Here is a 23,168-nt window from a genome sequence, read left to right on the forward strand (position 1 = left end):
CGTATGACCACCCACGCCGACCCCGTGCCGGGCGGTCGCCCCGGCGAGGTGGAGCGGGCCGGCGCGCTCGCCGCCGAACTGGCCGGGCAGGGCGTGCACGGTGTCGTCCTGGCCTACGTCGACACCGCCGGGATCACCCGGGTCAAGACGGTGCCCGTCGCGCGGCTGCCCGACGCGGTGGCGTGGGGCGTGGGCATGTCACCGGTGTTCGACACCTTCCTCTCCGACGACTCGGTCGTCACCACGGACGTCCTCGGCTCCCCGGACGGCGACCTGCGGCTCTACCCCGACCTCGACCGTCTGGTGGCGCTGGCCGCCCAGCCCGGCTGGGCCTGGGCGCCCGTCGACCGGATCACGCAGGACGGCGAACGGCACCCGGGGTGCGGCCGTACCGTCCTGCGCCGGATCACGGCGCACGCGCGGCAGCGGCACGGGATCACGTTCAAGGCGGCCGTCGAGATCGAGTGGGTGCTCGGCCGGGGGACGGCGCCTCGGGGCGTGTTCGAACCCGCCGTCTCCGGTCCGGCCTACGGAGCCGTCCGGCAGGTCGAGGTGAGCGACTACGGCGCCGACCTGCTGGCGGCGCTCGCGGCGCAGGCCGTGGAGGTCGAGCAGTTCCACCCCGAGTACGCGGCCGGGCAGTTCGAGGTGTCGGTGGGCGCCCTGGACCCGGTGGCGGCGGCCGACCGGAGCGTGCTGGTGCGGCAGACCGTGCGGGCCGTGGCCCAGCGGCACGGACTGCGGGTCTCCTTCGCCCCCGCGGTCCTCGCCCAGGGCGTCGGCAACGGCGGCCACGTCCACCTGTCCGCCTGGCGGGACGGCTCCAACCTGCACGCCGGCGGCTCCGGCCGGTACGGCATGACGGCCGAGGCGGAGTCCTTCGCCGCCGGTCTGCTCGCCCGCCTGCCCGCGCTGACGGCGGTGACCGCGCCGAGCCCCGCCGGCTACCTGCGGCTGCGGCCCTCCCAGTGGGCCGGGGTGTTCACCGCGTGGGGGCGGGAGACCCGCGAGTGCGCGCTGCGCGTCGTCACCGGGACGCTCGGTGTGCGCGAGCGGGCCTCGAACCTGGAGGTCAAGCCGGTCGACCTCGCGGCCAACCCGTACCTGACGCTGGGCGCCCTGATCGCCGCCGGTCTCGACGGCATCGCCACCCGTGCCCCGCTGCCCGAGGAGACCACCGGCGATCCCGCGCGGCTCGACGCGGCGACCGCCGCGGCCCGGGGCGTACGGCGCCTGCCGGTGTCCCTGGCCGAGGCGGTCGAGGCGTTCCGCCGGGACACCCTGCTGCGCGACGCCCTCGGGCCGGTCCTGGCCGACGCGGTGACCGCCGTGCGCCGGGGCGAGATCGCGGCCGCCGACGGACTGGACGACGAGCAGGTGGCGGCGGCCTACCGCTGGAGGTACTGAATGGGCGGGCCGACGGCCGCGGGCACGGATGCCGGTACGGACGCGGGCGAGGGGACGGCCGACGGCACAGGCACGCGGACGGCCCCGGATACGGATACGGGTACGGGTGGCGGGCGGATCGGTGAGGTGCTCGGTGCGCTGCCGCTCGTGGACCACCACTGCCACGGCGTGGTCACCGCCGGCCTGGACCGGACGGCCTTCGAGTCGCTGCTCACCGAGGGCCCCGGCTGGCCGGACAGCGGCATCTCGGCCTTCGACAGCCCGGTCGGTGTGGCCGTGCGCCGCCACTGCGCCCCCGTCCTGGACCTGCCCCGGCACGCCCCGGCCGCGCAGTACCTCGAACGCCGGGCGGAGCTGGGCCCCCACGAGGTCAACCGGCGTTTCCTGGCCGCCGCGGGCACGGCCGTGCTGTGCGTCGACACCGGCTACGCGCCCCAGCGGCTGACCACCCCGGCCGAGCTGGCGCAGCCGGCGCGGGCGGCGGCCTACGAGGTCGTACGGCTGGAGAGCGTCGCCGAGGCGGCGGCCGAGGGCGGGGTGGAGGCGGACGAGTACGGCGCCGTGGTGCGCGCGGCCGCGCAGGAGGCAGTAGGGCGGCCCGGGGTGGTCGCGGTGAAGTCGGTGGCCGCCTACCGCACCGGTTTCCTGCTGGACCCGGCCCGCCCCACGGACCCGGAGGTCACGCGGGCGGCGGCCGGGTGACTGGCCGGGTCCCGCGGGCGCCCCGGCGGGCGTGCGGGCCTGCGGCTGGAGGACCCCGTCCTCGTACGGCACCTGCTGTGGACGGCCGTCGACCTCGGGCTGCCGCTGCAACTGCACACCGGGTTCGGCGACGACGACCTGCGTCTGCACCGCGCCGATCCCGCGCTCCTCACCGACTGGCTGCACCTGACGGCCGGCACGGTCCCCGTGATGCTGCTGCACTGCTGGCCCTACCAGCGGCAGGCCGCCTACCTCGCCGCCGTCTTCGAGCAGGTGTACCTCGATGTCGGTCTCGCCCTGCACCACGTCGGTCCGGCGCGGGCCGGTGCCGTCCTGGCCGAGGCCCTGGAGATCACCCCGTTCCGCAAACTGCTGTACAGCTCCGACGCCTGCGGTCTGGCCGAGTTCCACCACCTCGGCGCGGTCGCCTTCCGGCAGGGCCTGGCGGGGCTGCTGCGCGAACGGGTGGAAGCCGACGAGCTGAGTCTCGCCGACGCGCTGCGGATCGCCCGCTGGACGGGGCGGGACAACGCCCTGCGGGTCTACGGGCTCGCCGGAACTCCCCATCCGGAACCACTGAAAGTATGATCAAACAATGTCTGACATGACCGAGATCACGCCCGGTTGGCTGACCACCGATGAACTGGAGTCGGCGCGCGCCCGTATGCCGATCCTGTACGTCGAGGCGGTGCCGGTGCGCGTCGACGACAGCGGCGAAGTGACCAGTATCGGCCTGCTGCTGCGCATCGGCCCGGACGGGACGGTCAGCCGGACCCTGGTCTCCGGCCGGGTGCTCCACCACGAGCGGGTACGGGACGCGCTGCTGCGCCATCTCGAGAAGGACCTCGGACCGGTGGCGCTGCCCCGGGTCCCCGCCTCCCTCCAGCCGTTCACCGTGGCCGAGTACTTCCCGACGGCGGGCATCACGCCGTACCACGACCCGCGCCAGCACGCCGTGTCGCTCGCCTACATCGTCCCGGTCGCCGGTGACTGCCGCCCCCGGCAGGACGCACTGGACCTGGTGTGGTTCACGCCGCAGGAGGCGGCCTCCGGCGCGGTCCAGAGCGAGATGCCGGGCGGGCACGGGGTCCTGCTGAAGCAGGCACTCGCTCACGTGGGTCACGCCTGACGCGAACCGGACCGCGACGGTCACCGGCCGGCGAGGCGGCCGCCCCCGGAGGGCACCGCCCGGTGCGCCGCGGACGGACACGGGTGGGCGGTGACGGGGGGACGGTCACCGGCGGGCGGTCACCGGCCGGCGCTCACAGGTGGGCGGCGCGGTGGGTGGGGCGGCCGTTCACCACGGTGAGCAGCACCGGGAGCCGGGCCAGGTCGGCGTCGGCGACGTCGAGGGGGTTGTCCGCGAGGACCGTGAGGTCGGCCCGGTGCCCGACAGCCGGCCGGCCGGCCACGCCCTCCTCCCCCGCGACCCACGCCGGAGCGAGGGTGATCGCCTGCAGCGCCTGGAGCGGCGTCAGCGCCTGCTCGGGACCGTGCGGCGGCAGGGAGAGGTCGCCGGGACGGCGGTGGCGCGCGCCCGCCATGACGCCCAGCGGCGGGAAGGGCGCGATGGGCCAGTCGGAGCCGAGGACGACCCGGGCACCGGCCTCCCACAGGTCCCGGCAGCGGAAGGCCCGCGAGGCGCGCTCCTCGCCGAGCCGCCGCGACCAGTTGTCGGTGTGGTCGGCGCGGGTGTACTCGCAGCAGTGGGTGGGCTGCATCGACGCCGCCACCCCGAGCCGGGCGAAGCGCGCCACCGTGTCGTCGGGAACGGTCTCGATGTGCTCCACCCGGTGGCGTACCGGCGCCCCGCCCATGGCCTGCGCCTTCTCCACCGAGTCCAGCACGTGCCGCACCGCCGCGTCGCCGATGGCGTGGGTGGCCGTGGGCACCCCGGCCCGGTGCAGTTCGCCGACCACCCGGCTGTACTGGTCGGGGTCGGGCCAGAAGGCGTGCACGGACTCGCCGTGGCAGTCGGGACGCTCCAGCCAGGCGGTGCCGTTGTCGATGGTGCCGTCCATGAACATCTTGACCCCGGCGACCCGCCACAGGGTGCCACCGGTGCCCTGGAGCCGGACGAGTCCGGCCACCGCGTCCGCGTCGGCGCCCGGCTGGCACCAGGGCGCCACCCGCAGCCGCAGCGGCAGGGCGTCCTCGGCCTCCAGGGCGCCGAGGATCGCCAGGGTCGCGCCGTTGGCGTCCATGGCGTGACCGCCGGTCAGGCCGGCCGCCGCCATCTCGCGCAGCACCTCACCGGTGCGCGCCCGCACCTCCTCCTCCGTGGGCTTGGGCGCCACGGCCTCGACGAGTTCGCAGGCGGCGTCCTCCAGCAGCAGGCCCGTGGGGCGGCCCGCGTCGTCGCAGACGATCTCGGCGGCCTGCTCGAACCGCCGGGGCCCGTCGACGCCCGCCAGTTCCAGCGCCCGGGCGCTGGCCAGCACGGAGTGGCCGTCGAACAGGTCGATCAGGGCGGGGACGCCGTCGAGGACCGGGCCGAGGGAGGCGGCGCCGACGGGTGCGTCACCGAAGGCGTTCGGGTCCAGGCCCCAGCCGCGCAGCCAGGTCCCGGGCGCGAGCGTCGCGGCCCGCTCGGCGAGCGCCGCCCGCACGGCCGCCAGGTCGCGGCAGCCTGAGAGGTCCACGCCCATGGTGCGCTCGGCGCCGGAGACGGGGTGGATGTGCGCGTCCGTGAATCCCGTGGTGACCACCGCGCCCTTCAGGTCGATCACCGTGGTCGCCGGTCCGGCCAGCGCGCGGACCTCCCGGTCCTGCCCGAGGTGTGTGATGCGGCCGCCGCCCGCGGCCAGCGCGGTGTGCGGCAGGAGCGAGCCCGTGCCCGGGTCGAGGAGCCGGGCGGAGAGCAGGACGAGATCGGGGAACACGGGGTCGCTCCTTCGGAACTGGTGGTGCGGGGGGTGCTGAGGTGCGGTGGGGCGTGCCGGCGGCGGCCGGCCGTGCGTCAGGCGCGCGCCGCCGTCGCGTCGTGAGGGTCCGTCCTCGCCCTACGGCGCTGTACGGGAAGCGGGGCCGGTGTCCGTCGCCGGGGCCGCCGCGTCCTCGGCGCGGTGGACGAGGGCGCCCGCCGGCAGGCCCAGGGCGCGTTCCGCCGTGGCGACGGCCATCCCGCTCACCTCCGGCCTGCGTTTGGACACACCGGAGTTGGCGTGCGCCCCGAGCCCGTCGAGGACGACCAGGATCTGCACGGCCGCCACCGGCACGTCGTCCGTGCGGAACTCGCCCGCGGCGACTCCGTCCCGGATGACGTCCCCGAGCCGTCCGCGCCAGGCGGCCTCCTGCTCGTCGACCCGGTCGCGCAGCACCGGCCGGTAGCGGCTGAGGTGCCGGGCGTTGATCCACAGCCGGCTCATCGCGTCGTAGGCGTCCCCCACCGTGCGGGCGAGGAAGCGCGCGAGGTGCTCCGTCGGCGTGCCCTCGGGCCGCTCGGGCGGGATCAGGCTGTCCAGTTCGCCGGTCGCGGCGCTGCCGAACGCCTCGGCCACCAGGTCGTCCGCGGACGGGAAGTAGTGGCTGATCAGTCCCGGCCGGACGTCGAGTTCCTCACCGATCCGGCGCAGGGTGATGCACTCCAGGCCCTCGGTCAGCGCGATCGCCGCGGCGGCGTCGACGATTTCCGCACGTCGCGTGGCCGGGTCTTTGCGAATTCGTTTACGGCTGACGCTTGACGACATACCGGGGATGTTATTGAGTGACCGACCAATAAGCAAGCCGCCATCAGCCCCTCGGAGTGACCATGGTGTCCACGACCCCTGGCCCGGACCCGGACGTCGACGACCGTCCCGGTCCACCCCCGTCCGCGGAACGTTCCGCCCGGGTCGAGGCGCACGGCATCGATCACATCCCGGACAGCGAACGCCGGGGCCGTCCGGGAGTTGTTCTCCGTGTGGGCTGCCGCCAACGTGAACTACCTCAGCCTGGTGGTCGGCGGCGCGCTGGTCATGATGGGTCTGAGCCTGTGGCAGTCGCTCGCGGTGATCGTGGTGGGCAACGCGTTCTGGCTGCTGACCGGGGTGCTGGCCGTCTCGGGCCCCGCGGCGGGCACGCCGAGCGAGGTGATCACCCGGGCGATGTACGGGATCCGCGGCAACCGCGTCAACAACGCCGTCGTCGGCTGGCTGATCTCCGTCTGCTATTTCGCGCTCAACCTCGCCGCCGCCGCGACGGCCGCCTTCTCCCTCGTCGGCAAGGCCGGCCTGCCGGTGAACACCGGCGTCAAGATCGTGGTCGTGGTGGTCGTCGCGGCACTGACGCTGACCATCAGCGTCTGCGGCCACGCACTGATCATGAAGCTGTACCTCCCGATCACCCTGGTCCTCACCGGGGCCTTCCTCGGTGTGGCCGTCGCCGTGGCCGGCCACACCGACTTCGCCTACGTCCCCGATCAGCCGCTCACCGGCCGGAGCCTGTGGGCCGCCGTGCTCGCCGGGGTCGCCCTCGTCGCCTCGGGTCCGCTGTCGTACACCACCAGTGCGGACTTCTCCCGCTACCTGCCCCGCACCGCCTCCGCGAAGGCGATCGTCGGCTGGACGGCCCTGGGCGGCTTCCTGCCGGGCACCGCGGTGTGCGCGCTGGGCGCCTTCGCCGCGACCGCGGTCGACATGACGGACCCGCAGAGCGCGCTGCAGAAGATCCTCCCGTCCTGGTTCGACCCGGTCTTCCTGCTGGCGCTGATCCTCGGCACGATCGCCATCAACGCCCTGACCGCCTACAGCGCGGGCCTCGCGCTCCAGGCCGTGGGCGTGCGCATCCGCCGCTCCCTCAGCGTGCTCGTCGACGGCACCGTCTCGGTCTGCCTGACGCTGTACGCGCTGCTCGTGTCCGACTTCCTCGACACCGTGAACAACGTCCTGCAGCTCACCGTCGCGCTGCTCGGCCCCAGCATGGCCGTCTACGCCACCGACATCCTGCTGCGCCGCAACCGCTACGACGGCCCCGCCCTGATGGACGAGACCCCGGGCGGCCCCTTCTGGTACACGGGCGGCGTGAACCGGGCGGGCGCCGTCGCGGTCGTCGCGGGCACCGCCGTGGCCTCGCTGTGCGTGAACACCCTGTACTACACCGGGCCGGTGGCGACCGCCCTCGGCGGCGTGGACCTGGCCCTGCCGGTGGGCCTCGTGGTCGCCGCGGTGCTCTACGCCGCCCTGATGCGCGGGACGGCGGGCCTCGCCCGCACGCGCTGACAGGCCGGCCCGAAGCCCGTGTCCGGCAGGCCCCGGCCGGCAGTTCCCCGCAGGGCCGCCGCCGGTCAGGACTGCCGCCGTCGGGCGCCGTGCCGGTCAGGGGCATCGCCGCTCGGGGAAGATGCCGGTCAGGGCCGCCGCCGTTCACCACCGCCGACGTTCAGGGCCGTCGCCGTTCACGGCAGCAGGCGCTGCTCCTTGGCGACGGCCACGGCGCCGGCGCGGGTGTCGACGCCGAGTTTGCCGTAGACGCGCCCCAGGTGCGTCTTGACCGTCGCCTCGCTCAGGAAGAGCGCCTTGGCGATGTCCCGGTTGGTCAGCCCCCGGGCCAGCTGCCCGAGGATGTCGCGCTCGCGGTCGGTGAGCCCGGGGCGCGGGCTGCGCATGCGGGCCATGACCCGGTGGGCGACGGGTGCGGACAGGGCGGTGCGGCCGGCCGCGGCGCTGTGGATGGCCGTGAACAGCTCGTCGGGGCGCTCCGCCTTGAGCAGGTAGCCGGTGGCCCCCGCCTCGATGGCCCGGGTGATGTCCGCGTCCGTGTCGTACGTGGTCAGGACCAGGACGTGCACCCGGCCGCCGGAAGCGGCGGTGATCCGGCGGGTGGCCTCGACGCCGTCCATCCCCTCACCCAGCTGCAGATCCATGAGGACCACGTCGGGGGTGAGCTTCGCGGCGAGCGCGACGGCCTCCGCCCCGCTGTCCGCCTCACCCACCACCTCGATGCCCGGGGCGCTGCCCAGCAGCGCCCGCAGACCCGCACGGACCACCGCGTGATCGTCGCAGAGCACGATCCGTACGGCCCCGGCGGGCCCGGCGGACGAGCTAGGCACGGTGGACGGGCGGGCCGGGGCCGATCCGCTGGGGTCGGCGCCTTCGCCGGGGCCGGTGGAGCCGTCGGGACCGGCGGATCGGTCGGGTTCGGGGCGGGTCACGGTGCGGGGACCTCCACTGCGCTGGGGGTGGGACGGAGCGGTACGGCGGCGGAGACGACGGTGCCGTCACCGGGTGCGGACTCGATGGTGAGGGTGCCGCCCAGCTGGCCGACCCGGGCGCGGATCGCGGGCAGGCCGTGCCCGCGTACCCCGGACGCCCGCTCCGGCAGGGCCGAGGTGTCCAGGCCGCGGCCGTCGTCGGCCACGTCCAGGCGGACCTGGTCCTCCAGGTAGGTGAGGGTGAGGGCCGCCCGGGTGGCACCGGAGTGCTCGCGGACGTTGGCGAGGGCGCCCTGCGCGATGCGCAGCAGTGCGGACTGCACCCGGTCCGGCAGCCCGGACGGTCCCGGAGTGCCGTCGACGAGGCAGGTCACGGTGCGTTCCGCCGTGCTCTCGCGGGAGGCGAGGCCGCGCAGCGCCGCTTCCAGCCCGCCGCCCTCGGCGAGATCGGCCGGGGCCAGGTCGTGCACGAACCGGCGGGCCTCGGTGAGGCTGCTCTCGGCGATCGCGGCGGCCGTGCGCACATGGGCCTGCGCCTGGCGCGGGTCGGTGTGCCACACCAGGTCTGCCGCCTGGAGGAGCATCCGCTGACTGGACAGGCTCTGGGCGAGGGTGTCGTGGATCTCCATGGACAGCCGCTGGCGCTCGGCGAGGGTGCCCTCGCGGCGCTCGGTGGCGGCCAGTTCGCGGCGTGTGCGCACCAGGTCGCGGATCAGCGCGGCCTGGCCCGCCGCCTGCCGGTCCATGTGGGTGAGGACCGCGGTGGCCAGGAGGGCGACGGCCGGCGGTGCGACCACCAGGTCGACGTCGACGCGGTCGGCCAGCCGCACCTGCGCGACGACCACGAAGAGGGTGAGGAACACCACCAGCGCGTACGCGGCGCGCGCGGGGAGGATCCGCAGGGCGGTGTAGAACAGCGGCACCGCGCACCAGGCGAAACTGGGTGCCAGGGCGACCAGCACGGCCCACACCGCGACCAGCGCGCCCAGCCACAGCAGGGCCCTGCCGGGCGGTCGGCCGGGGTCGCGGACGGACCCGCCGGCAGCCGCCGATACCACCGAAGCACCCGTTGCCATTGGAGCTGCCCAAGCCCCCGTTGCCGCCGGAGCAGCCGAATGCGCTGATGCGGCCGGAGCAGCCGCTGGAGCAGCCGCTGCCGCCGATGCGGCGGACGGCCCCCGGAGCGCGGGGCGCCCCGCTCCGGGCTGGGCCGCCGCCCCGGCCGACGCGGCCCTCGCCCCGGGCACGGCGGCGGCCGCCCCCGCCGCCGTGCGGCGACCGACGACGTAGAGCAGGGCCAGCGCGCCCGCCAGCGCGAGGACGGCGGGCACCTGGGGCTGGGCACCGTGCCGCTGCACGTAGCGGGCCAGGGCGGAGAGCAGCAGCAGGAAGAACGCCAGATGGATGACGAGCGCGAGCCTGCGCTCCTCACCGTCGGTGTTCTCCGCACGGGCCGGGGAGGTTCGGCCCATGGACGGCATGGACGGCATGGGCTGCTCCTCCCGGCCGGGACTTCGGGACGTACGGACTTGGCCGCCGAGCTGGGCGAGCACTGCCATTGTCGCCCCGGCCGCACCCGCCCGGGTCAACCGAACGGATGACCCCGGTGTCCACCGTCCTGCTCGCCGGGACCAGCCGGTACGCCGACGGGTGCGCGGGGCGGACGGGGCGAGGCTGGAGGCACAGCGCAGGAAGCGCTGCGCTCTCCTGCACCGTAGGGGCCGGGCGGCGACGCCGGCCGGTCCCGCCGGGGCGGGAGGGACGCGAGACTACCGGGGAGTTGCCCGCATGCAGCACAAGGCCGAGAAGTTCTCCACCCGCGCCAAGCTCGTCACCTCCGTGGCGGCCGTGGCAGCGGTCGCTGCCGGTGTGGCCGGCGCGGTCTCCGCGTCCGCCGACACCCCGGCCGCCGCTCCGGTCGCGGCCGTCGCGGCGGTGAAGGGGAAGGCCACGACCACCAGCACCCACCTGACGGTGGACGCCGCCGCCGACGCGGCCGAGGCGGCGCTGAAGGCCGCGCGGAAGGAGGGCCAGCGGGTGAGCGTCGCGGTGGTGGACCGCGACGGCAACACGATCGTCACCCTGCGCGGCGACGGTGCCGGCCCGCAGTCGTACGAGTCCGCGGTGAAGAAGGCGTACACGGCGGTCTCCTGGAACGCGCCCACCTCGCAGCTGGTCAAGCGCTTGGAGTCGGCGCCCACCCTCAAGGACATCCCGGGCACCCTGTTCCTGGCGGGCGGCGCCCCGGTGGCGTACGACAACGCTCCGATCGCGGGCATCGGTGTGGCGGGTGCGCCCTCCGGTGACCTGGACGAGAAGTTCGCCCAGGCCGGCGCCGAGGCGATCGCGGGCGGCCGCTGACCGGGTCGCTCGTCCCGCCCGGATGAGCGGCGGCCCCTGCCGGGGCCGCTCGGTGGCGGCGCGCGGGGTTCCGGCCTCGCGCGCCGCCCCACTGTCTCCGGTCCCCCGCCGTCCCGTCGTCACCGTCACCCCGTGGAGGAGTTCCGCCGTGGCCAAGAAGTCACTTTCCCCTGCCGACCGCGCCCTGCTGGAGGCGGCGCGCGGCGGCGACGTCCCCGCCGTCCGCGCGGCCCTGGCAGCGGGCGCGGGCCTGGAGGCCCGCGACGAGGAGGGCCGTACGCCACTGCTCCTGGCGGCCCTCGCCGACCAGGTGCCCGCGGCCGGGGTGCTGGTCGGGGCGGGCGCGGACGTGAACGCGCAGGACGACCGGCAGGACAGTGCCTGGCTGGTCACCGGGGTGTCCGGCAGCGTGGCGATGATGCGCGCGCTGCTGCCCGGCGGCCCGGACGTGCGCCTGACCAACCGGTTCGGCGGGGTCTCGGTGATCCCGGCCGCCGAACGCGGACACGTGGCGTACGTGCGGGCGGTCCTGGCCGAGACCGCCGTCGACGTGAACCACGTCAACCGGCTCGGCTGGACGGCCCTGCTGGAGGCGGTGATCCTCGGCGACGGCGGACGCACCCACCAGGAGGTCGTGGAGGTGCTGCTCGCGGCGGGCGCCGACCCGCTGCTGCCGGACGCCGAGGGCGTCACGGCCCGCGTCCACGCCGAGCGCCGCGGCTTCAGCGGGATCGCCGCCGTGCTGCTGTCGGCCGAGCGGCGGACGGCCTCGCGGGGTGCGGAGACCGGCGAGTGAGGCGGCGGCGCCCGGCGGCCGTCAGGGGCGCGGTGCTCGCGGACGTCGCCAGGCCGGCCGGGTGCGCGCCGGACGTCGGCACGGGCCGCGTCACGCGCCCGGCGGCCGGTCACCGGCCGCCGGGGACCGCCGTGCTGCAGCGAACGCGCGGTGCAGGTCGTACAGCCGCCCGGCCAGCGCCGGTGCGGGCCCCCGCACCTCCGGGCCGGGCACCACGTCCCGGATGGGCGTGCAGCGCTCCGGGGACGGCGGTACACCGAGGTCGGCCAGCCACCGCGTCAACTGCGCGGCGGAGTGGGCGTACACGACGGGACCCAGGCCGGCCCAGCCGTGCGCGGCCGCGCACATGGGGCAGTGCTCGCCCGAGGTGAAGACGGTGGCCGCGGCCCGCTCGTCCTCGGTGAGGTGGGCCGTGGCCCAGCGGACCAGCTCGAACTCCGGGTGCCTGGTCCGGTCGCCGAGGGTACGGACGCGGTTGCGGTCCTTGGCCAGGACCCGCCCGTCGGCGCCGACCAGGAGGGAGCCGAAGGGCTCGTCCCCGGCGCGCAGTGCCTCGGCCGCCAGCTCGACGGCACGTTCCAGGTGGGGCATGTCACCTTCGCCGGCGCTCATCTGCCCGGCATCACCGCGGCGACCTTGTTCACGGAGACCCTCAGCCTGGTCACCGGCGCGCACCGTCCGGAGGACGCACCGCCGGCGCCGCTCCCCGTACGCGACCTGATAGACCATCAGCTCGCGTTGCTCAGCGGCGACTTCGCCACCCGGGGGCACATCGACGCCCATCTCGCGGCCCACAGCGTGCGCCCGCGCATCGCGGTCGAGGCCAACTCCATCCAGGCCCTGGTCGAGATCGTGCGCCGCACGACGATCGGCACGGTGCTGCCCGACGCCATCACCCACGACCACCCCCACCTCACCCCGGTGCCCCTGGAACCGGCGCTGCCCGCGCGCACGGTCACCCTGCTGCGCCGCGCGGGCGGTTACGAGAGCGCCGCCGCCCGGGCCTTCACCCGCCTCACCCACGCCCTGGTGCGCGCCCGCGGCTACACCGACGCCCGCCCCCTGAAGGATCCGCGGCACCATGAGGATCCCGGCCGGGACGAGTCCCGGCCGGACGGCCCGCGCATCTCGCGCATCTCACCTGACCAGGAACTGCACCGACCCGAAGTGATCGGCGCCGCTCCGACCGGGCGCCCGTGGGACGCCCCTCACCCGGACGGCCGCGGAAGAAGCGATCCCGCCTCACTCACCGGAGCTACCTCACGCCTCGCCGCCCCCGCCCGCTCACGCGTCTCGCCGACGGCCCCGGCAGCGGATCCGCGCCGTGCACGGACCGCGTCGGGGCGGCCCGCCGGGCCGCCCCGAACACCGGGCGGGTCTTCCTCACGCCCTCTCAAAGGTCCGTGATCAGCAAGGCCTCATGGAACTGGTCTTGTCGTTGATCCAGTCAGGCAGGCTGGCCCAGTGCTCCCTGGGGCCCATCTTCATCACGGCGCCCCCGTAACCCTCCTTCTCGTAGAGGCAGTAGTTCCCGCCGGTGTTGTTGACGAAGGACGAGATCTTGTTGTCCATCACGGGGAACCCCTCCTTGAGGATGTCCGCCACGCTGAAGCTGGGCCCCACGAGAGCTACGCCGTACCCCTTGTAGTTGTTGTCCACCCAGAAACACACGTTGGCGGCGATCTGCTTGCTGCAGGAACCGTCCCCTTCACCGATCCACTGGTACTGGACGTCCGCCGACGACGACCCCGCGAACCCGAGCCCCAGGGCCGCTGCGGCGGCTCCGACGACGCCGATACGGGCGATGCTCCTGGAAATCCTGGCCATGTCATCCCCAATGCACTCACGCGACACGCCCACCCGTCGGCGTGCGATGTCCGGGGAGATCCGTACCGGCCTCCGGCCGCCCGCAGCGGGTGAACCTTACGTAAGGGCAACGGGGGTCCGGACGCGGAAGGTTCAGTGGCCTCCGGTCCCGACGGCCACCGGAGCACGTCCGCCTGCGCGGCGCTCCCGGCACTTCTCGGCGGGCCGCGCGCTCCACGCCGTGCGCCGAGCCCGATGGTCCTCCCGCGCCGGCACCGGTCCGGGAGGCCGGCGCCGGTCCCCGACCGACCCCGACCGGCCCCGAGCGGCCCCAAGCGGCCCCGAGCGGCCCCAGGAAAAAACGAGGACCGGCTTCGGATCGCTCCGAAACCGGCCCTGATCTGCGACTCTCGCGAGTCGGGACGACAGGATTTGAACCTGCGACCCCTTGACCCCCAGTCAAGTGCGCTACCAAGCTGCGCCACGTCCCGTTGCCCGCTTGACCTGGGGTTTCCCCTGGCCGAACGCGCAGGAAAACCATACCGCACTCGGGTCGGTGGTCGCGCACGCCTTTCCCGCGAGCGGGGCACCGGCGCGCCTTCGGGAGGCCGGGGCCGTCGGCGCCGTACGCAGCACACGCCCGCGTGGCGGTGGGACCTGTTCGGCAGCGCTTGACCTCAAGTTTGCTTGAGGTTGCACGATCGTCGCCATGACGACCACCGAAGAACGCGGGCGCACCTACGGGTACGCCGACCTGCCCCGGCTGATGGGGCTCATGACGGGTGACGAGAAGCACGGGCCCGCGGCCACGTCCACGCTGGACGTGCTCTGGGTCCTGTACGACCGGGTGCTCCGCGTGGGTCCGGGGAGCCGGGACGATCCCGGGCGCGACCGGTTCCTGCTGTCCAAGGGACACGGCCCGATGGCCTACTACGCGGTCCTCGCCGCCCGGGGTCTCCTGCCGGTGGAGTGGCTGCCGGGCTTCGGCTCCTACGACTCCCCGCTCGGACACCACCCGGACCGCACCCTGGTGCCGGGCGTGGAGATCGGCAGCGGCTCGCTGGGGCACGGGCTGCCCCTGGCCGTCGGCACGGCCCTCGGACTGCGCGCCCAGGGCCTGGAGGAGCCCCGGGTGTGGGTGCTGACCGGTGACGCCGAGCTGGACGAGGGGAGCAACCACGAGGCGATCGCCTTCGCCGGTCCGGCGGGACTCGGACAGCTGCACACCGTGGTCGTCGACAACGCCTCCGCGAGCCATGCCCGGCCGGGCGGGATCGCCGCCCGTTTCGAGGCCGCGGGCTGGTCGGCGGTGACCGTCGACGGCCGCGACCACGAGGCGCTGTACACCGCGTTCACCGCGCCGCATCCGGGCCGCCCGCACGTGGTGGTGGCACGGGTGGAGCCGAAGACCTCCTGACGCGGCCGCCGGGCGCTTCCCGGACGCCACGGCCGCCTCACGACCTCTCCGCCCTCACCACCTCTCCGGCTCTCCGCCCCTTCCGCCCTCTCTGACCTGCCCCGCCCACCGCGCCCACCGGGCACGCGGCCGCCCTGTCCCCCGCACCCTCTCCGCCCCTCCCCCGCCTCCGTCCCGAAACAGAAGGACCCGATCCCATGGACACCATGCGTGACCGTTTCGCCCCCGTCGTCTCCCGTCTCCTCGACGAGGATCCACGAGTGGCCGTCGTCCTCGCCGAGATCGGCAAGGACGCGTTCGCCGCCGCCCGGCAGCGGCACCCCGACCGGGTGATCAACGTGGGCATCCGTGAGCAGCTCCTCGTCGGGGCCGGGGCGGGTCTGGCGCTGACCGGTATGCGGCCGGTGGTGCACACCTTCGCCAGCTTCCTCGTGGAGCGCCCCTTCGAGCAGGTGAAACTGGACCTGGGGCACCAGGGGGCCGGCGCGGTGCTGGTGAGCGCGGCCGCCTCGTTCGACTGGCCCGCCGGCGGCTACACCCACATGGCGCCCGGTGACGTGGCCCTGTTCGACACCCTGGACGGCTGGACGGTCCACGTGCCCGGGCACCCGGACGAGGCCGAGACCCTGCTGCGGCACGCGGTCGCGGCGGGCGAGGACAAGGTGTACGTACGGCTGTCCGTGCAGTCGAACGCGCACGGGCGGCCGGTGGACGGCGAGCACTTCGTGACGGTGCGCGAGGGCCGTGGCGGGGTCGTGGTGGCCGTCGGGCCCCTGCTCGACGCGGTGCTCGGCGCCACGGAGGGCCTGGACGTCACCGTGCTGTACGCGACGACCGTGCGGCCCTTCGACACGGCGGCCCTGCGCCGGGCCACCCGCTCGGCCGGCACCGACGTGGTCCTCGTCGAGCCGTACCTGGCGGGCACCTCGACGGCGGCGGCGAACGACGCGCTCCACGACGTCCCCCACCGGGTCCTGGGCCTGGGGGTGGGCCGCGCCGAACTCCGGCGGTACGGCACCGTCGAGGAGCATGCCGCGGCGCACGGCCTGGACGCCCCGTCCCTGCGGGAGCGGATCTCCACGTTCCTCGCGCCGGGCGCCGGGAACGCCTGAGCGCCGGGCGCCGCGACCGCCGGGGCGGCGGGCGCGGAGAGCACGGCGGTCAGCTCCGCGCCGGGTGTGCCCGCCCGGCCCGCGGCCCGCGCCCGTCGGCGCGCACGAGACCGCGTATCGCGGGCACCGCGAGCAGCGCGACCGGGACCACGAGGCTCATCGCCGCGGAGACCAGCAGGACGTGCCCCGCGCCGAGCAGGGCGGCGGACGGTCCGGCGAGGGCCTGGCCCACGGGCATCATGGCGAGGGAGCCCGCCACGTCGTAGGCGTGGATGCGGTTGAGGACGTCGGAGGGGACCTGCGTCTGGACGCTGGTCGCCCACATCACGCCCCAGAACGCCTGTCCGGCACCCGCGACGGCGGCTCCCGCGGCCATGGCCCCCACCCCGAGACCGGCCCCGACGGCCGCCGGGAACCAGACGAACGCGAACAGGGCGAGCGCGCCGGCGCGCAGCATCCGGCGCGGGCGCAGCCGCAGCGCGAGGAACCCGCCGACGACGGTGCCCGCGCCGAGGGCGGAGTTGATCAGGCCGTAGGCCCGGGGGCCGTGCTGCTGGACCACCTCGGTGGCCACCAGCGGGACGGTGGGGCCCCACACGGCGATCATGTAGAGGCACCAGATCGCGATGACACCCCACAGCCACGTCCGTGCCCGGAACTCCCGCCAGCCCTCGACCAGGTCGGCCTTGAAGGTGCCCTGGCCGTGACCGGCCGCAGGCCGGCTGCCGGGCCTCGCCGGCGGCAGTCTGAGCAGCAGCAGGCACAGGGCGCTGATCGCGTAGGTGGCTCCATGGGCGGCGAAGACCCCGCCGGGCGAGGCGAAGCCCACGAGGAGGCCGGCGACGGCGGGCCCGGCGAGCTGGGCGGCGGACTCGGCGATCCGTATCGCGCCGTTGGCGCCCTGGATGTCGGTGGCGAGGCGCGGCACCGTACTGGCCACGCCGGGCTGGAAGACGGCGCCCGCCACGCCGTTGACCAGGCCGATGAGGCAGATCTCCCAGAGCACCACGTGCCCGGAGAAGAACAGCACGGCGGCCGCGGACTGGGTGCCCAGGCGCACCAGGTCGGCGCCGATCATCAGTCTGCGGGTGCTGAAGCGGTCGGCCATGACGCCGCCGAAGACCACGAGTCCGGCGAAGGCGGCCGCGGTCGAGGCCATGGCGAGGCCCACCGCGCCCGCGCCGTACCCGTGCTGCAACAGGCCCGCGGCCAGTGCGACGGGCAGCATGGTGTCGCCGAGCCGGGCGACGGCTCTGGCGACGAAGAACAGCGCGAAGTCCCGCGACCAGACCGGCCGCGCCGCACCGGCCGCCGCACCGAGGGCCGGCGCCTGGCCCGCCGGCGCTCCCACGGCGGTGTGGGCCGGACCGTCCGGCCTGCCCGCCACCGCCGTCTCGGCGGTCCCAGCCGGTCCCGCCGTCTCCTCCCCCGACGACTGCGCTGACGCCCCTGTCATTCCTCCGACGCTCCCCTCCCCGGCCGGTCCCCGCCGCACCCGTCGCTCAGCGGTGGGCGAGGCTCCCTCCCGCGCCCGCCCTCCCCGTCCTGCGGATCATGCCACGGCCCACTGACAACGCCCGAGGGGTTTTCACCCCTGGGCCGGCAGCCCGAGTCCGGGGTGGGCCTCCAGGAGCCGGTCCGGGGCCGCCTGGCGCCAGGAGTCGGCGAGGATGTCGCGCAGTTCGCCCTCGTCCTCCAGTGCCGCCAGGCGGACCCTCACCCAGGCGAACTGGGCCTCGTGACGGGCGATCCAGAACTTCTCCGGCTCCGCCAGGACCAGTTCGTCGCGCTCGTCCTTGGGACAGCGCACGGCGATGGAGGTCTCGTCCTCCGGCAGCGTGGCGAACATCTTGCCCGCGACGCGGAACGTGGGCATGCTCCAGGCGGTCTTCTCCGTCGTGTCCGGCAGGGACAGGGCGATACGGCGTACGTCTTCGGCATCCTGCATGTCCGGCACGCTAGCCGCTCCTACCGACAGTCACCCCGGGAGCGGACCGGCCGCCCCCAGCCGCTTGCAGTAGATCGTCGTCGGCCGCAGTGTCCCGGCGGGGTCGGCCGCGTAGTCCGGGATCACCCCGACCCGCGTCCAGCCGGCCGACCGGTACAGGTGCTCCGCCGGGCTGCCGGTCTCGGTGTCCAGGTGCAGCAGGGTGACGCCCGCGGCCGCGGCCGCCTCCTCCGCGACGGCCAGCAGCCTGCGGCCCAGGCCCTGGCCGCGGGCGCGCCGGTGCACCATGAGCTTGACCAGCTCGGCCCGGTGACGGCTGTTGGGTTTGTCGGGGAAGGCGAGGCTGACGGTCCCGGTCACCCGGCCGTCCGTGTCGTACGCGGCCCACACCGCCAGCCGGCCCGCCGCCGCGCCGGCCGACCGCTCCTGCCACCAGGCGACCGCGTCGGCCCGGCCCAGGGGCGCGAGGAAACCGACGGACGCGCCGCCCGCCACCGTGTCGGTCAGCAGCTCCGCCAACTCCTCTGCGCGCGCGTCGAGTTCGGCGGCGTCCAGCCGGGCCGTGGTCACCGTCACGGGCGCACCACCGGCGCCCCGGTCCGCGTTCTCCGCACCTTCCGTCCTTTCCGCGTCCTGGACGCCTTGCGCGTCCCGGCCGCCCATCGGCCCCTCGGCCCTTTCGAAGTCCTCCACATGTGCCCTCTCCGCCATGTCCGGGAAGCTAACCCGGACAGGAAACGCCCGTGTTACGGGACGCTCACCGCAGGAGGCAGGAGGGGGCGGAAGGCAGGTGCAACAGCGGACGCGGGCGCGGGGTGGGCGGGCCTCTCCGGGGACCGTACCGCTAGTGTCCGGCCGCCTCTCCCAGCGCGTCCAGCACCGGGCGGATCAGCGGGTGCTCCTCGGCGCCCCGGCGTACCGCGGCGAAGACCCGGCGCGTGGGCGCCACACCGTCCACGGGACGCACGACCACGCCCGTCAGGTCCATACCGCGCAGTGCGGAGCGCGGGACGAGGGCGACGCCCGCGTCGGCCGCGGCGAGCGCGACGACCGCCCGGAAGTCGTCGGAGGAGTGTTCGAGACGGGGCTGGAAGCCGGCGCTCTCGCAGGCCAGGACGACCACGTCGTGGCACGGATTGCCGGGGTAGGGGCCGATCCAGGGGTCCTTCGCCAGTTCCGCGAGCGGAACCTCGGGGGTGTCGGTCATGCGGTGGGTGACCGGGAAGACCGCGTCGAACGGTTCGGCGTACAGCGGGACGTGGGTGAGGCGGGGGTCGTCGGCGGGCGGCGCCCCGCGGTACTCGACGGCGACCGCCACGTCGACCTGCCGGTCCAGCACCATGGGCAGGCTCGCGTCGCCCTCCGCGTCCTGGACCCGGATCCGGATGCCGGGTGCCGTCCCGGCCAGGCGGGACACGGCGGGTGCGACGACCTCGGCGATGCCGGTGGCGAAGGCGGCGACGGTGACGGTGCCGGCCTCGCCCGACCCGTAGGCGGCCAGCTCGGCCTCCGCCCGCTCCAGCTGGGCCAGCACCGCGTTGGTGTGGTTCAGCAGGATCTCGCCCGCCGGGGTCAGCCGTACGCCTTTGGCACCGCGTTCCACCAGCCGGTGGCCGGTCTCCTGCTCCAGGGCGGTCAGCTGCTGGGAGACCGCCGAGGGCGTCAGGTAGAGCGCGGCGGCAGCCGCCGTCACCGTACGGTGGTCGGCCACCGCCCGCAGGATGTGCAGCCGCCGCGCTTCGATCATGGGCCGATTATCGCAAGCCCGCCGCTGACCGGACACGCGGGACCGGTCAGCGGTCCGTCCCACCGGCCCGGCCGGCCGGCGGTCCCGACCGGCCCAGCCGCCCGATCCCGGGCGGGCGCCGCCGAGGCCACAAGGGGCCGGTGCGGGGTCGCTGCAGGGCCGGAAGCGGTGTCGGTCCGGGGCCGGAAGCAGCGTCGGCTTCGGTGAGACCCGTCGCCCGGCGGCCAGGCCGGGGGGGCGCGCCCGGTCGTCCCTCCCGGCCGGACCAGCCGCCCGGCAGCCCCGGCGGCCGCGCTCCGCTCAGCTCCCTCCGCTCAGCCCTCCCGCTCCGCTCAGCCCTCCAGCTCCGCGCGGGCCGCGACGAACGCGTCCACCGCGCGGTTCACGTCGGCCGTCGAGTGCGCGGCGGAAAGCTGCACCCGGATCCGGGCCTGCCCCTGCGGCACCACCGGGTACGAGAAGCCGATCACGTACACGCCCCGCTCCAGCAGCAGCTCCGCCATCCGGCCGGCCTTCGCCGCGTCGCCGATCATCACGGGCGCGATGGCGTGGTCGCCCGGGAGGACGTCGAAACCCTCCGCGGTCATCCGGGAGCGGAAGAGCGCGGTGTTCTCCGCGAGCCGGACCCGCAGGTCGTCGGCCGACTCCAGCAGGTCGAGCACCTTCAGCGAGGCCGCCGCGATCACCGGGGCGAGGGTGTTGGAGAAGAGGTACGGCCGCGAGCGCTGGCGCAGCAGGGCGACGATCTCGGCGCGGGCGGCGACGTAACCGCCGGACGCGCCGCCGAGCGCCTTGCCGAGGGTGCCGGTGATGATGTCGACGCGGTCCATGACACCGTGCAGTTCGGGGGTGCCGCGTCCGCCGGCGCCGACGAAGCCGACGGCGTGCGAGTCGTCGACCGTGACCATCGCGCCGTAGCGGTCGGCCAGGTCGCAGATCTCGCGCAGCGGGGCGACGTAGCCGTCCATCGAGAAGACGCCGTCGGTGACGACGAGCTTGCGGCGCGCGCCGCCCTCGTCCGCCTCCTTCAGCTGCCGCTCCAGGTCGGCCATGTCACGGTTGGCGTAGCGGAAGCGGCGGGCCTTGGACAGGCGGATGCCGTCGATGATGGAGGCGTGGTTGAGGGCGTCGGAGATGACCGCGTCCTCCGCGCCGAGCAGCGTCTCGAAGACACCGCCGTTGGCGTCGAAGCAGGAGGAGTACAGGATCGTGTCCTCCTGGCCGAGGAACGCCGACAGCCGGGCCTCCAGCTCCTTGTGCACCTCCTGCGTGCCGCAGATGAAGCGCACGGAGGCCATGCCGTAGCCCCAGCGGTCCAGGGCCTGGTGGGCGGCGGCGACGACCTCGGGGTGGTCGGCGAGGCCCAGGTAGTTGTTGGCGCAGAAGTTGAGGACCTCGCCGGGCCGGCCGCCCGCGGTGACCTCGACGGTCGCCGACTGGGGGGTGCCGATGACGCGCTCGGGCTTGTGCAGACCGGCGGCGCGGATCTCGTCGAGGGTGGCGCGCAGGTCGTCGCGGACGGAGGTGAACATCCAAGACTCCATGGGGGTGAGAGGGCGAGTGGGCCGAAGGAGCGCGCCCGGGCCGGGGCGGCGGGCGCGCGAGGGCCCGGAGGGCTGGGCGCGGTCGCCGCGCCGGGACAGGCTCCCTCCGGGGTGCGGAAGCCTTACCCGGACCGGGCGTGCGCGCCGTGGAGGCGGACCGGGCAGGGGGTCAGGCGGTCCAGTCCAGGATGACCTTGCCGCCCCTGCCGCTCGCGGCGTCCGCGAAAGCCGCCTCGAAGTCGGCGTAGCCGTAGCGGCCGGTGATGACCGGGGCGAGGTCGAGGCCGCCCTCCAGCAGCACCGACATGGCGTACCAGGTCTCGAACATCTCCCGGCCGTAGATGCCCTTGACGGTGATCATCGACGTGACGATGCGGGCCCAGTCGACCGGGAACTCCTCGGACGGCAGGCCCAGCATGGCGATCCGGCCGCCGTGCGTCATGTTGGCGATCATGTCGCGCATCGCCTCGGGGCGGCCGGACATCTCCAGGCCGATGTCGAAGCCCTCGCGCAGGCCGAGCGCGCGCTGGCCCTCGGCGATGGTGGTCCCGGCGACGTTGAGCGCGAGGCTCACGCCGATCTTGCGGGCCAGCTCCAGGCGCTCCTCGCTGACGTCGGTGATCACCACGTTGCGCGCGCCGGCGTGCCGCGCGACCGCCGCCGCCATCAGCCCGATGGGCCCGGCACCGGTGATCAGCACGTCCTCGCCGACCAGCGGGAAGGAGAGCGCGGTGTGCACGGCGTTGCCGAACGGATCGAAGATCGCGGCGATGTCGAGGTCGACGGGGACGCGGTGCACCCACACGTTCCCGGCCGGCAGGGCTACGTACTCGGCGAAGGCGCCGTCGCGGCCCACGCCCAGACCGACGGTGGCCCGGCACAGGTGGCGTCGCCCGGCCAGGCAGTTGCGGCACTTGCCGCAGACCAGGTGGCCCTCGCCGCTGACCCGGTCACCGGTCTTGATCTCGGTGACGTCGCGGCCGGTGGCGACGACCTCGCCGACGAACTCGTGACCGACCACGAGCGGGGTGCGGATGGCCTGCTGCGCCCAGCCGTCCCAGGCCCGGATGTGCAGGTCGGTACCGCAGATGCCGGTCCGCAGGACCTTGATCAGTACGTCACCGGGCCCGACGGCGGGCTCGGGCACGTCCGCGAGCCAGAGCCCGGGCTCCGCCTTCTCCTTGACCAGCGCCTTCACGCAACGGCTCCTGTGAGTCGGGCCCGGCCCGGGTCCGGCGCACGCCGAAGGGACCCGCATCCGGGACGAGGGGGTGGAATCACCAGGCAATCTGCCGTACGCGGGGTGCGCCGGTCCATCGAGGATTTCTTAATCACGGCCACAGCTTTCCTTCACGCGGTCCGGAAGCGGCCCACGACACGGCCGGGCCGTCGGGGTCCCTGGCCGGTTCAGCCCGGCGGCGGACCTTCGGGACCCCCCGGCCGTTCCGCCCGCCGGCGAACCCCGGGACCCCTCACCGGTTCAGCCCGGCAGCGGGCCGTCGGGGCCGTCCACCGCCTCGCGCCGCCGTAGCCGCCGGCTCAGTTCGTCCGCCGCCGCCTTGATGGTGTCGAGCCCTTCCCGGCCCCACGGCCGCGGCTCGACGTCGACGACGCACACCGTCCCCAGCACCATGCCCGCGCTGTCGAGGAGCGGTGCCCCGAGGTAGGACCGGATGCCGAACTCGTCGACGACCGCGTTGCCCGCGAAGCGCGGGTAGTCACGGACGTCCTCCAGCACCAGCGCCTTCCCGCGGGCCAGGACGTGGGGGCAGAACCCGTGGTCGCGGGCCAGGCGGCGGCCCAGTTCCCGCCGGATCCCCTCCCCGCCTGCCGCATCGCCGGGACCGGCCGGTACCCCCGCCGCGACCGGCGCCGGCGCGTCCACGTCCAGGACGTCGCGGGACGGCCGGTGCAGACCGGCGAAGAACTGCCCGTGCTCACCGGGGAAGTTGACCATGGCGTAGGGCGCGCGGGTGCGGCCGGCGAGCCGGTCCGCGAAGGCGTCGAGAGCGGGTTCGGCCCGCTCGCCCAGCCCCAGCCGGCGCAACCGCCGGGCCCGGACGGGCGCTTCCTTGTCCTCCGGGGTGAGCAGCAGGCGACCTGCCGGGCGGGGCGGGTCGTAGGTCATGACCGGACTCCGGCGCCGGGGGCGTGTGTCGGGTACGGGCGTGTCATGTACGGGCTCCGGGACGGGATGG

The 23,168-nt window shown here is 74.9% G+C and carries 19 protein-coding genes, 1 tRNA gene and 3 pseudogenes; 9 read left to right on the forward strand and 14 right to left on the reverse strand.

All coding sequences use genetic code 11. The annotated features are described in order from the left end of the window. Window positions 1-3 precede the first annotated feature (3 nt). The 3 genes and pseudogenes from ABZ719_RS18075 to ABZ719_RS18085 all read left to right on the forward strand — a co-directional run bounded on the left by ABZ719_RS18075 (window position 4) and on the right by ABZ719_RS18085 (window position 3,238). The gene (locus tag ABZ719_RS18075) at window positions 4-1,407 is read left to right on the forward strand and encodes a glutamine synthetase family protein (protein ID WP_366726159.1); all 1,404 of its coding nucleotides are present in this window, start codon (window positions 4-6) and stop codon (window positions 1,405-1,407) included. 117 nt (window positions 1,408-1,524) lie between these two features. Beyond that, window positions 1,525-2,697: pseudogene (locus ABZ719_RS18080) on the forward strand (amidohydrolase family protein). Window positions 2,698-2,713: 16 nt separating this feature from the next. Beyond that, entirely contained in the window at window positions 2,714-3,238 is a 525-nt protein-coding gene (locus ABZ719_RS18085; protein WP_366726193.1) for an NUDIX hydrolase family protein, read from the forward strand. Window positions 3,239-3,371: 133 nt separating this feature from the next. Here the strand turns inward: ABZ719_RS18085 and ABZ719_RS18090 are convergent, their stop codons facing one another. Continuing rightward, window positions 3,372-4,991, reverse strand: a complete 1,620-nt coding sequence (locus tag ABZ719_RS18090) for an amidohydrolase (protein WP_366726160.1) — start codon at window positions 4,989-4,991, stop codon at window positions 3,372-3,374. A 120-nt stretch (window positions 4,992-5,111) separates the two neighbouring features. Next, window positions 5,112-5,798, reverse strand: coding sequence for a TetR family transcriptional regulator C-terminal domain-containing protein (locus ABZ719_RS18095; RefSeq protein ID WP_366726161.1), 687 nt, complete (start codon window positions 5,796-5,798; stop codon window positions 5,112-5,114). Between the two features lie 62 nt (window positions 5,799-5,860). Between ABZ719_RS18095 and ABZ719_RS18100 the strand changes: the two are divergent. Continuing rightward, window positions 5,861-7,307, forward strand: a pseudogene (locus ABZ719_RS18100) (cytosine permease). 176 nt (window positions 7,308-7,483) lie between these two features. Here the strand turns inward: ABZ719_RS18100 and ABZ719_RS18105 are convergent. Together ABZ719_RS18105 and ABZ719_RS18110 are read right to left on the reverse strand one after the other, a co-directional pair. Then, window positions 7,484-8,137: a response regulator transcription factor gene (locus ABZ719_RS18105; RefSeq protein ID WP_366726162.1), complete on the reverse strand. Its 654-nt coding sequence runs from the start codon at window positions 8,135-8,137 to the stop codon at window positions 7,484-7,486. 98 nt (window positions 8,138-8,235) lie between these two features. Then, complete coding sequence (locus ABZ719_RS18110) at window positions 8,236-9,729, reverse strand: sensor histidine kinase (RefSeq protein ID WP_366726163.1); 1,494 nt, start codon at window positions 9,727-9,729, stop codon at window positions 8,236-8,238. A gap of 298 nt (window positions 9,730-10,027) precedes the next feature. Between ABZ719_RS18110 and ABZ719_RS18115 the strand changes: the two genes are divergently transcribed. Together ABZ719_RS18115 and ABZ719_RS18120 are read left to right on the forward strand one after the other, a co-directional pair. Then, a complete protein-coding gene (locus ABZ719_RS18115) occupies window positions 10,028-10,600 on the forward strand; it encodes a heme-binding protein (protein ID WP_366726164.1) in 573 nt (190 codons plus the stop codon). 148 nt (window positions 10,601-10,748) lie between these two features. Further along, window positions 10,749-11,396, forward strand: a complete 648-nt coding sequence (locus tag ABZ719_RS18120) for an ankyrin repeat domain-containing protein (protein ID WP_366726165.1) — start codon at window positions 10,749-10,751, stop codon at window positions 11,394-11,396. 90 nt (window positions 11,397-11,486) lie between these two features. On the opposite strand, the gene ABZ719_RS18125 is transcribed toward ABZ719_RS18120, so the two are convergent. Then, a complete protein-coding gene (locus tag ABZ719_RS18125) occupies window positions 11,487-12,008 on the reverse strand; it encodes a nucleoside deaminase (protein WP_366726166.1) in 522 nt (173 codons plus the stop codon). Here ABZ719_RS18125 and ABZ719_RS18130 point away from each other — a divergent pair. Then, window positions 11,979-12,446: pseudogene (locus tag ABZ719_RS18130) on the forward strand (LysR substrate-binding domain-containing protein); the annotation flags it as partial. The gene ABZ719_RS18125 and the pseudogene ABZ719_RS18130 overlap by 30 nt on opposite strands. A 357-nt stretch (window positions 12,447-12,803) precedes the next feature. Here the strand turns inward: ABZ719_RS18130 and ABZ719_RS18135 are convergent. Together ABZ719_RS18135 and ABZ719_RS18140 are read right to left on the reverse strand one after the other, a co-directional pair. Beyond that, entirely contained in the window at window positions 12,804-13,223 is a 420-nt protein-coding gene (locus ABZ719_RS18135) for a peptidase inhibitor family I36 protein (protein WP_366726167.1), read from the reverse strand. A 396-nt stretch (window positions 13,224-13,619) separates the two neighbouring features. After that, window positions 13,620-13,693: transfer RNA gene (locus tag ABZ719_RS18140), tRNA-Pro, on the reverse strand. 218 nt (window positions 13,694-13,911) lie between these two features. Between ABZ719_RS18140 and ABZ719_RS18145 the strand changes: the two genes are divergently transcribed. Further along, window positions 13,912-14,619: a transketolase gene (locus tag ABZ719_RS18145; protein WP_366726168.1), complete on the forward strand. Its 708-nt coding sequence runs from the start codon at window positions 13,912-13,914 to the stop codon at window positions 14,617-14,619. A 197-nt stretch (window positions 14,620-14,816) separates the two neighbouring features. Next, the gene (locus ABZ719_RS18150; protein ID WP_366726169.1) at window positions 14,817-15,731 is read left to right on the forward strand and encodes a transketolase; all 915 of its coding nucleotides are present in this window, start codon (window positions 14,817-14,819) and stop codon (window positions 15,729-15,731) included. 49 nt (window positions 15,732-15,780) lie between these two features. Here ABZ719_RS18150 and ABZ719_RS18155 read toward each other — a convergent pair whose 3' ends face one another. The 7 genes from ABZ719_RS18155 to ABZ719_RS18185 form a co-directional block, all read right to left on the reverse strand. Further along, window positions 15,781-17,187 carry an MFS transporter gene (locus ABZ719_RS18155; RefSeq protein ID WP_366726170.1) on the reverse strand — a complete coding sequence of 469 codons (1,407 nt, stop codon included), beginning with the start codon at window positions 17,185-17,187 and terminating at the stop codon, window positions 15,781-15,783. 132 nt (window positions 17,188-17,319) lie between these two features. Beyond that, window positions 17,320-17,679 (reverse strand): MmcQ/YjbR family DNA-binding protein, encoded by a 360-nt coding sequence (locus ABZ719_RS18160; RefSeq protein ID WP_366726171.1) that lies wholly within the window; start codon window positions 17,677-17,679, stop codon window positions 17,320-17,322. A gap of 30 nt (window positions 17,680-17,709) precedes the next feature. Then, a complete protein-coding gene (locus ABZ719_RS18165) occupies window positions 17,710-18,249 on the reverse strand; it encodes a GNAT family N-acetyltransferase (protein WP_366726194.1) in 540 nt (179 codons plus the stop codon). A gap of 274 nt (window positions 18,250-18,523) precedes the next feature. Continuing rightward, window positions 18,524-19,426, reverse strand: a complete 903-nt coding sequence (locus ABZ719_RS18170; RefSeq protein WP_366726172.1) for a LysR family transcriptional regulator — start codon at window positions 19,424-19,426, stop codon at window positions 18,524-18,526. A gap of 332 nt (window positions 19,427-19,758) precedes the next feature. Next, the gene (locus ABZ719_RS18175; protein ID WP_366726173.1) at window positions 19,759-20,958 is read right to left on the reverse strand and encodes a glycine C-acetyltransferase; all 1,200 of its coding nucleotides are present in this window, start codon (window positions 20,956-20,958) and stop codon (window positions 19,759-19,761) included. 181 nt (window positions 20,959-21,139) lie between these two features. Beyond that, window positions 21,140-22,168: an L-threonine 3-dehydrogenase gene (gene tdh, locus ABZ719_RS18180; protein WP_037864024.1), complete on the reverse strand. Its 1,029-nt coding sequence runs from the start codon at window positions 22,166-22,168 to the stop codon at window positions 21,140-21,142. Window positions 22,169-22,450: 282 nt separating this feature from the next. Next, the gene (locus ABZ719_RS18185; protein ID WP_366726174.1) at window positions 22,451-23,098 is read right to left on the reverse strand and encodes a GAF domain-containing protein; all 648 of its coding nucleotides are present in this window, start codon (window positions 23,096-23,098) and stop codon (window positions 22,451-22,453) included. Window positions 23,099-23,168 lie beyond the last annotated feature (70 nt).

It is taken from the genome of Streptomyces sp. NPDC006743 (genome assembly GCF_040703815.1).
Classification (GTDB): Bacteria; Actinomycetota; Actinomycetes; order Streptomycetales; family Streptomycetaceae; genus Streptomyces.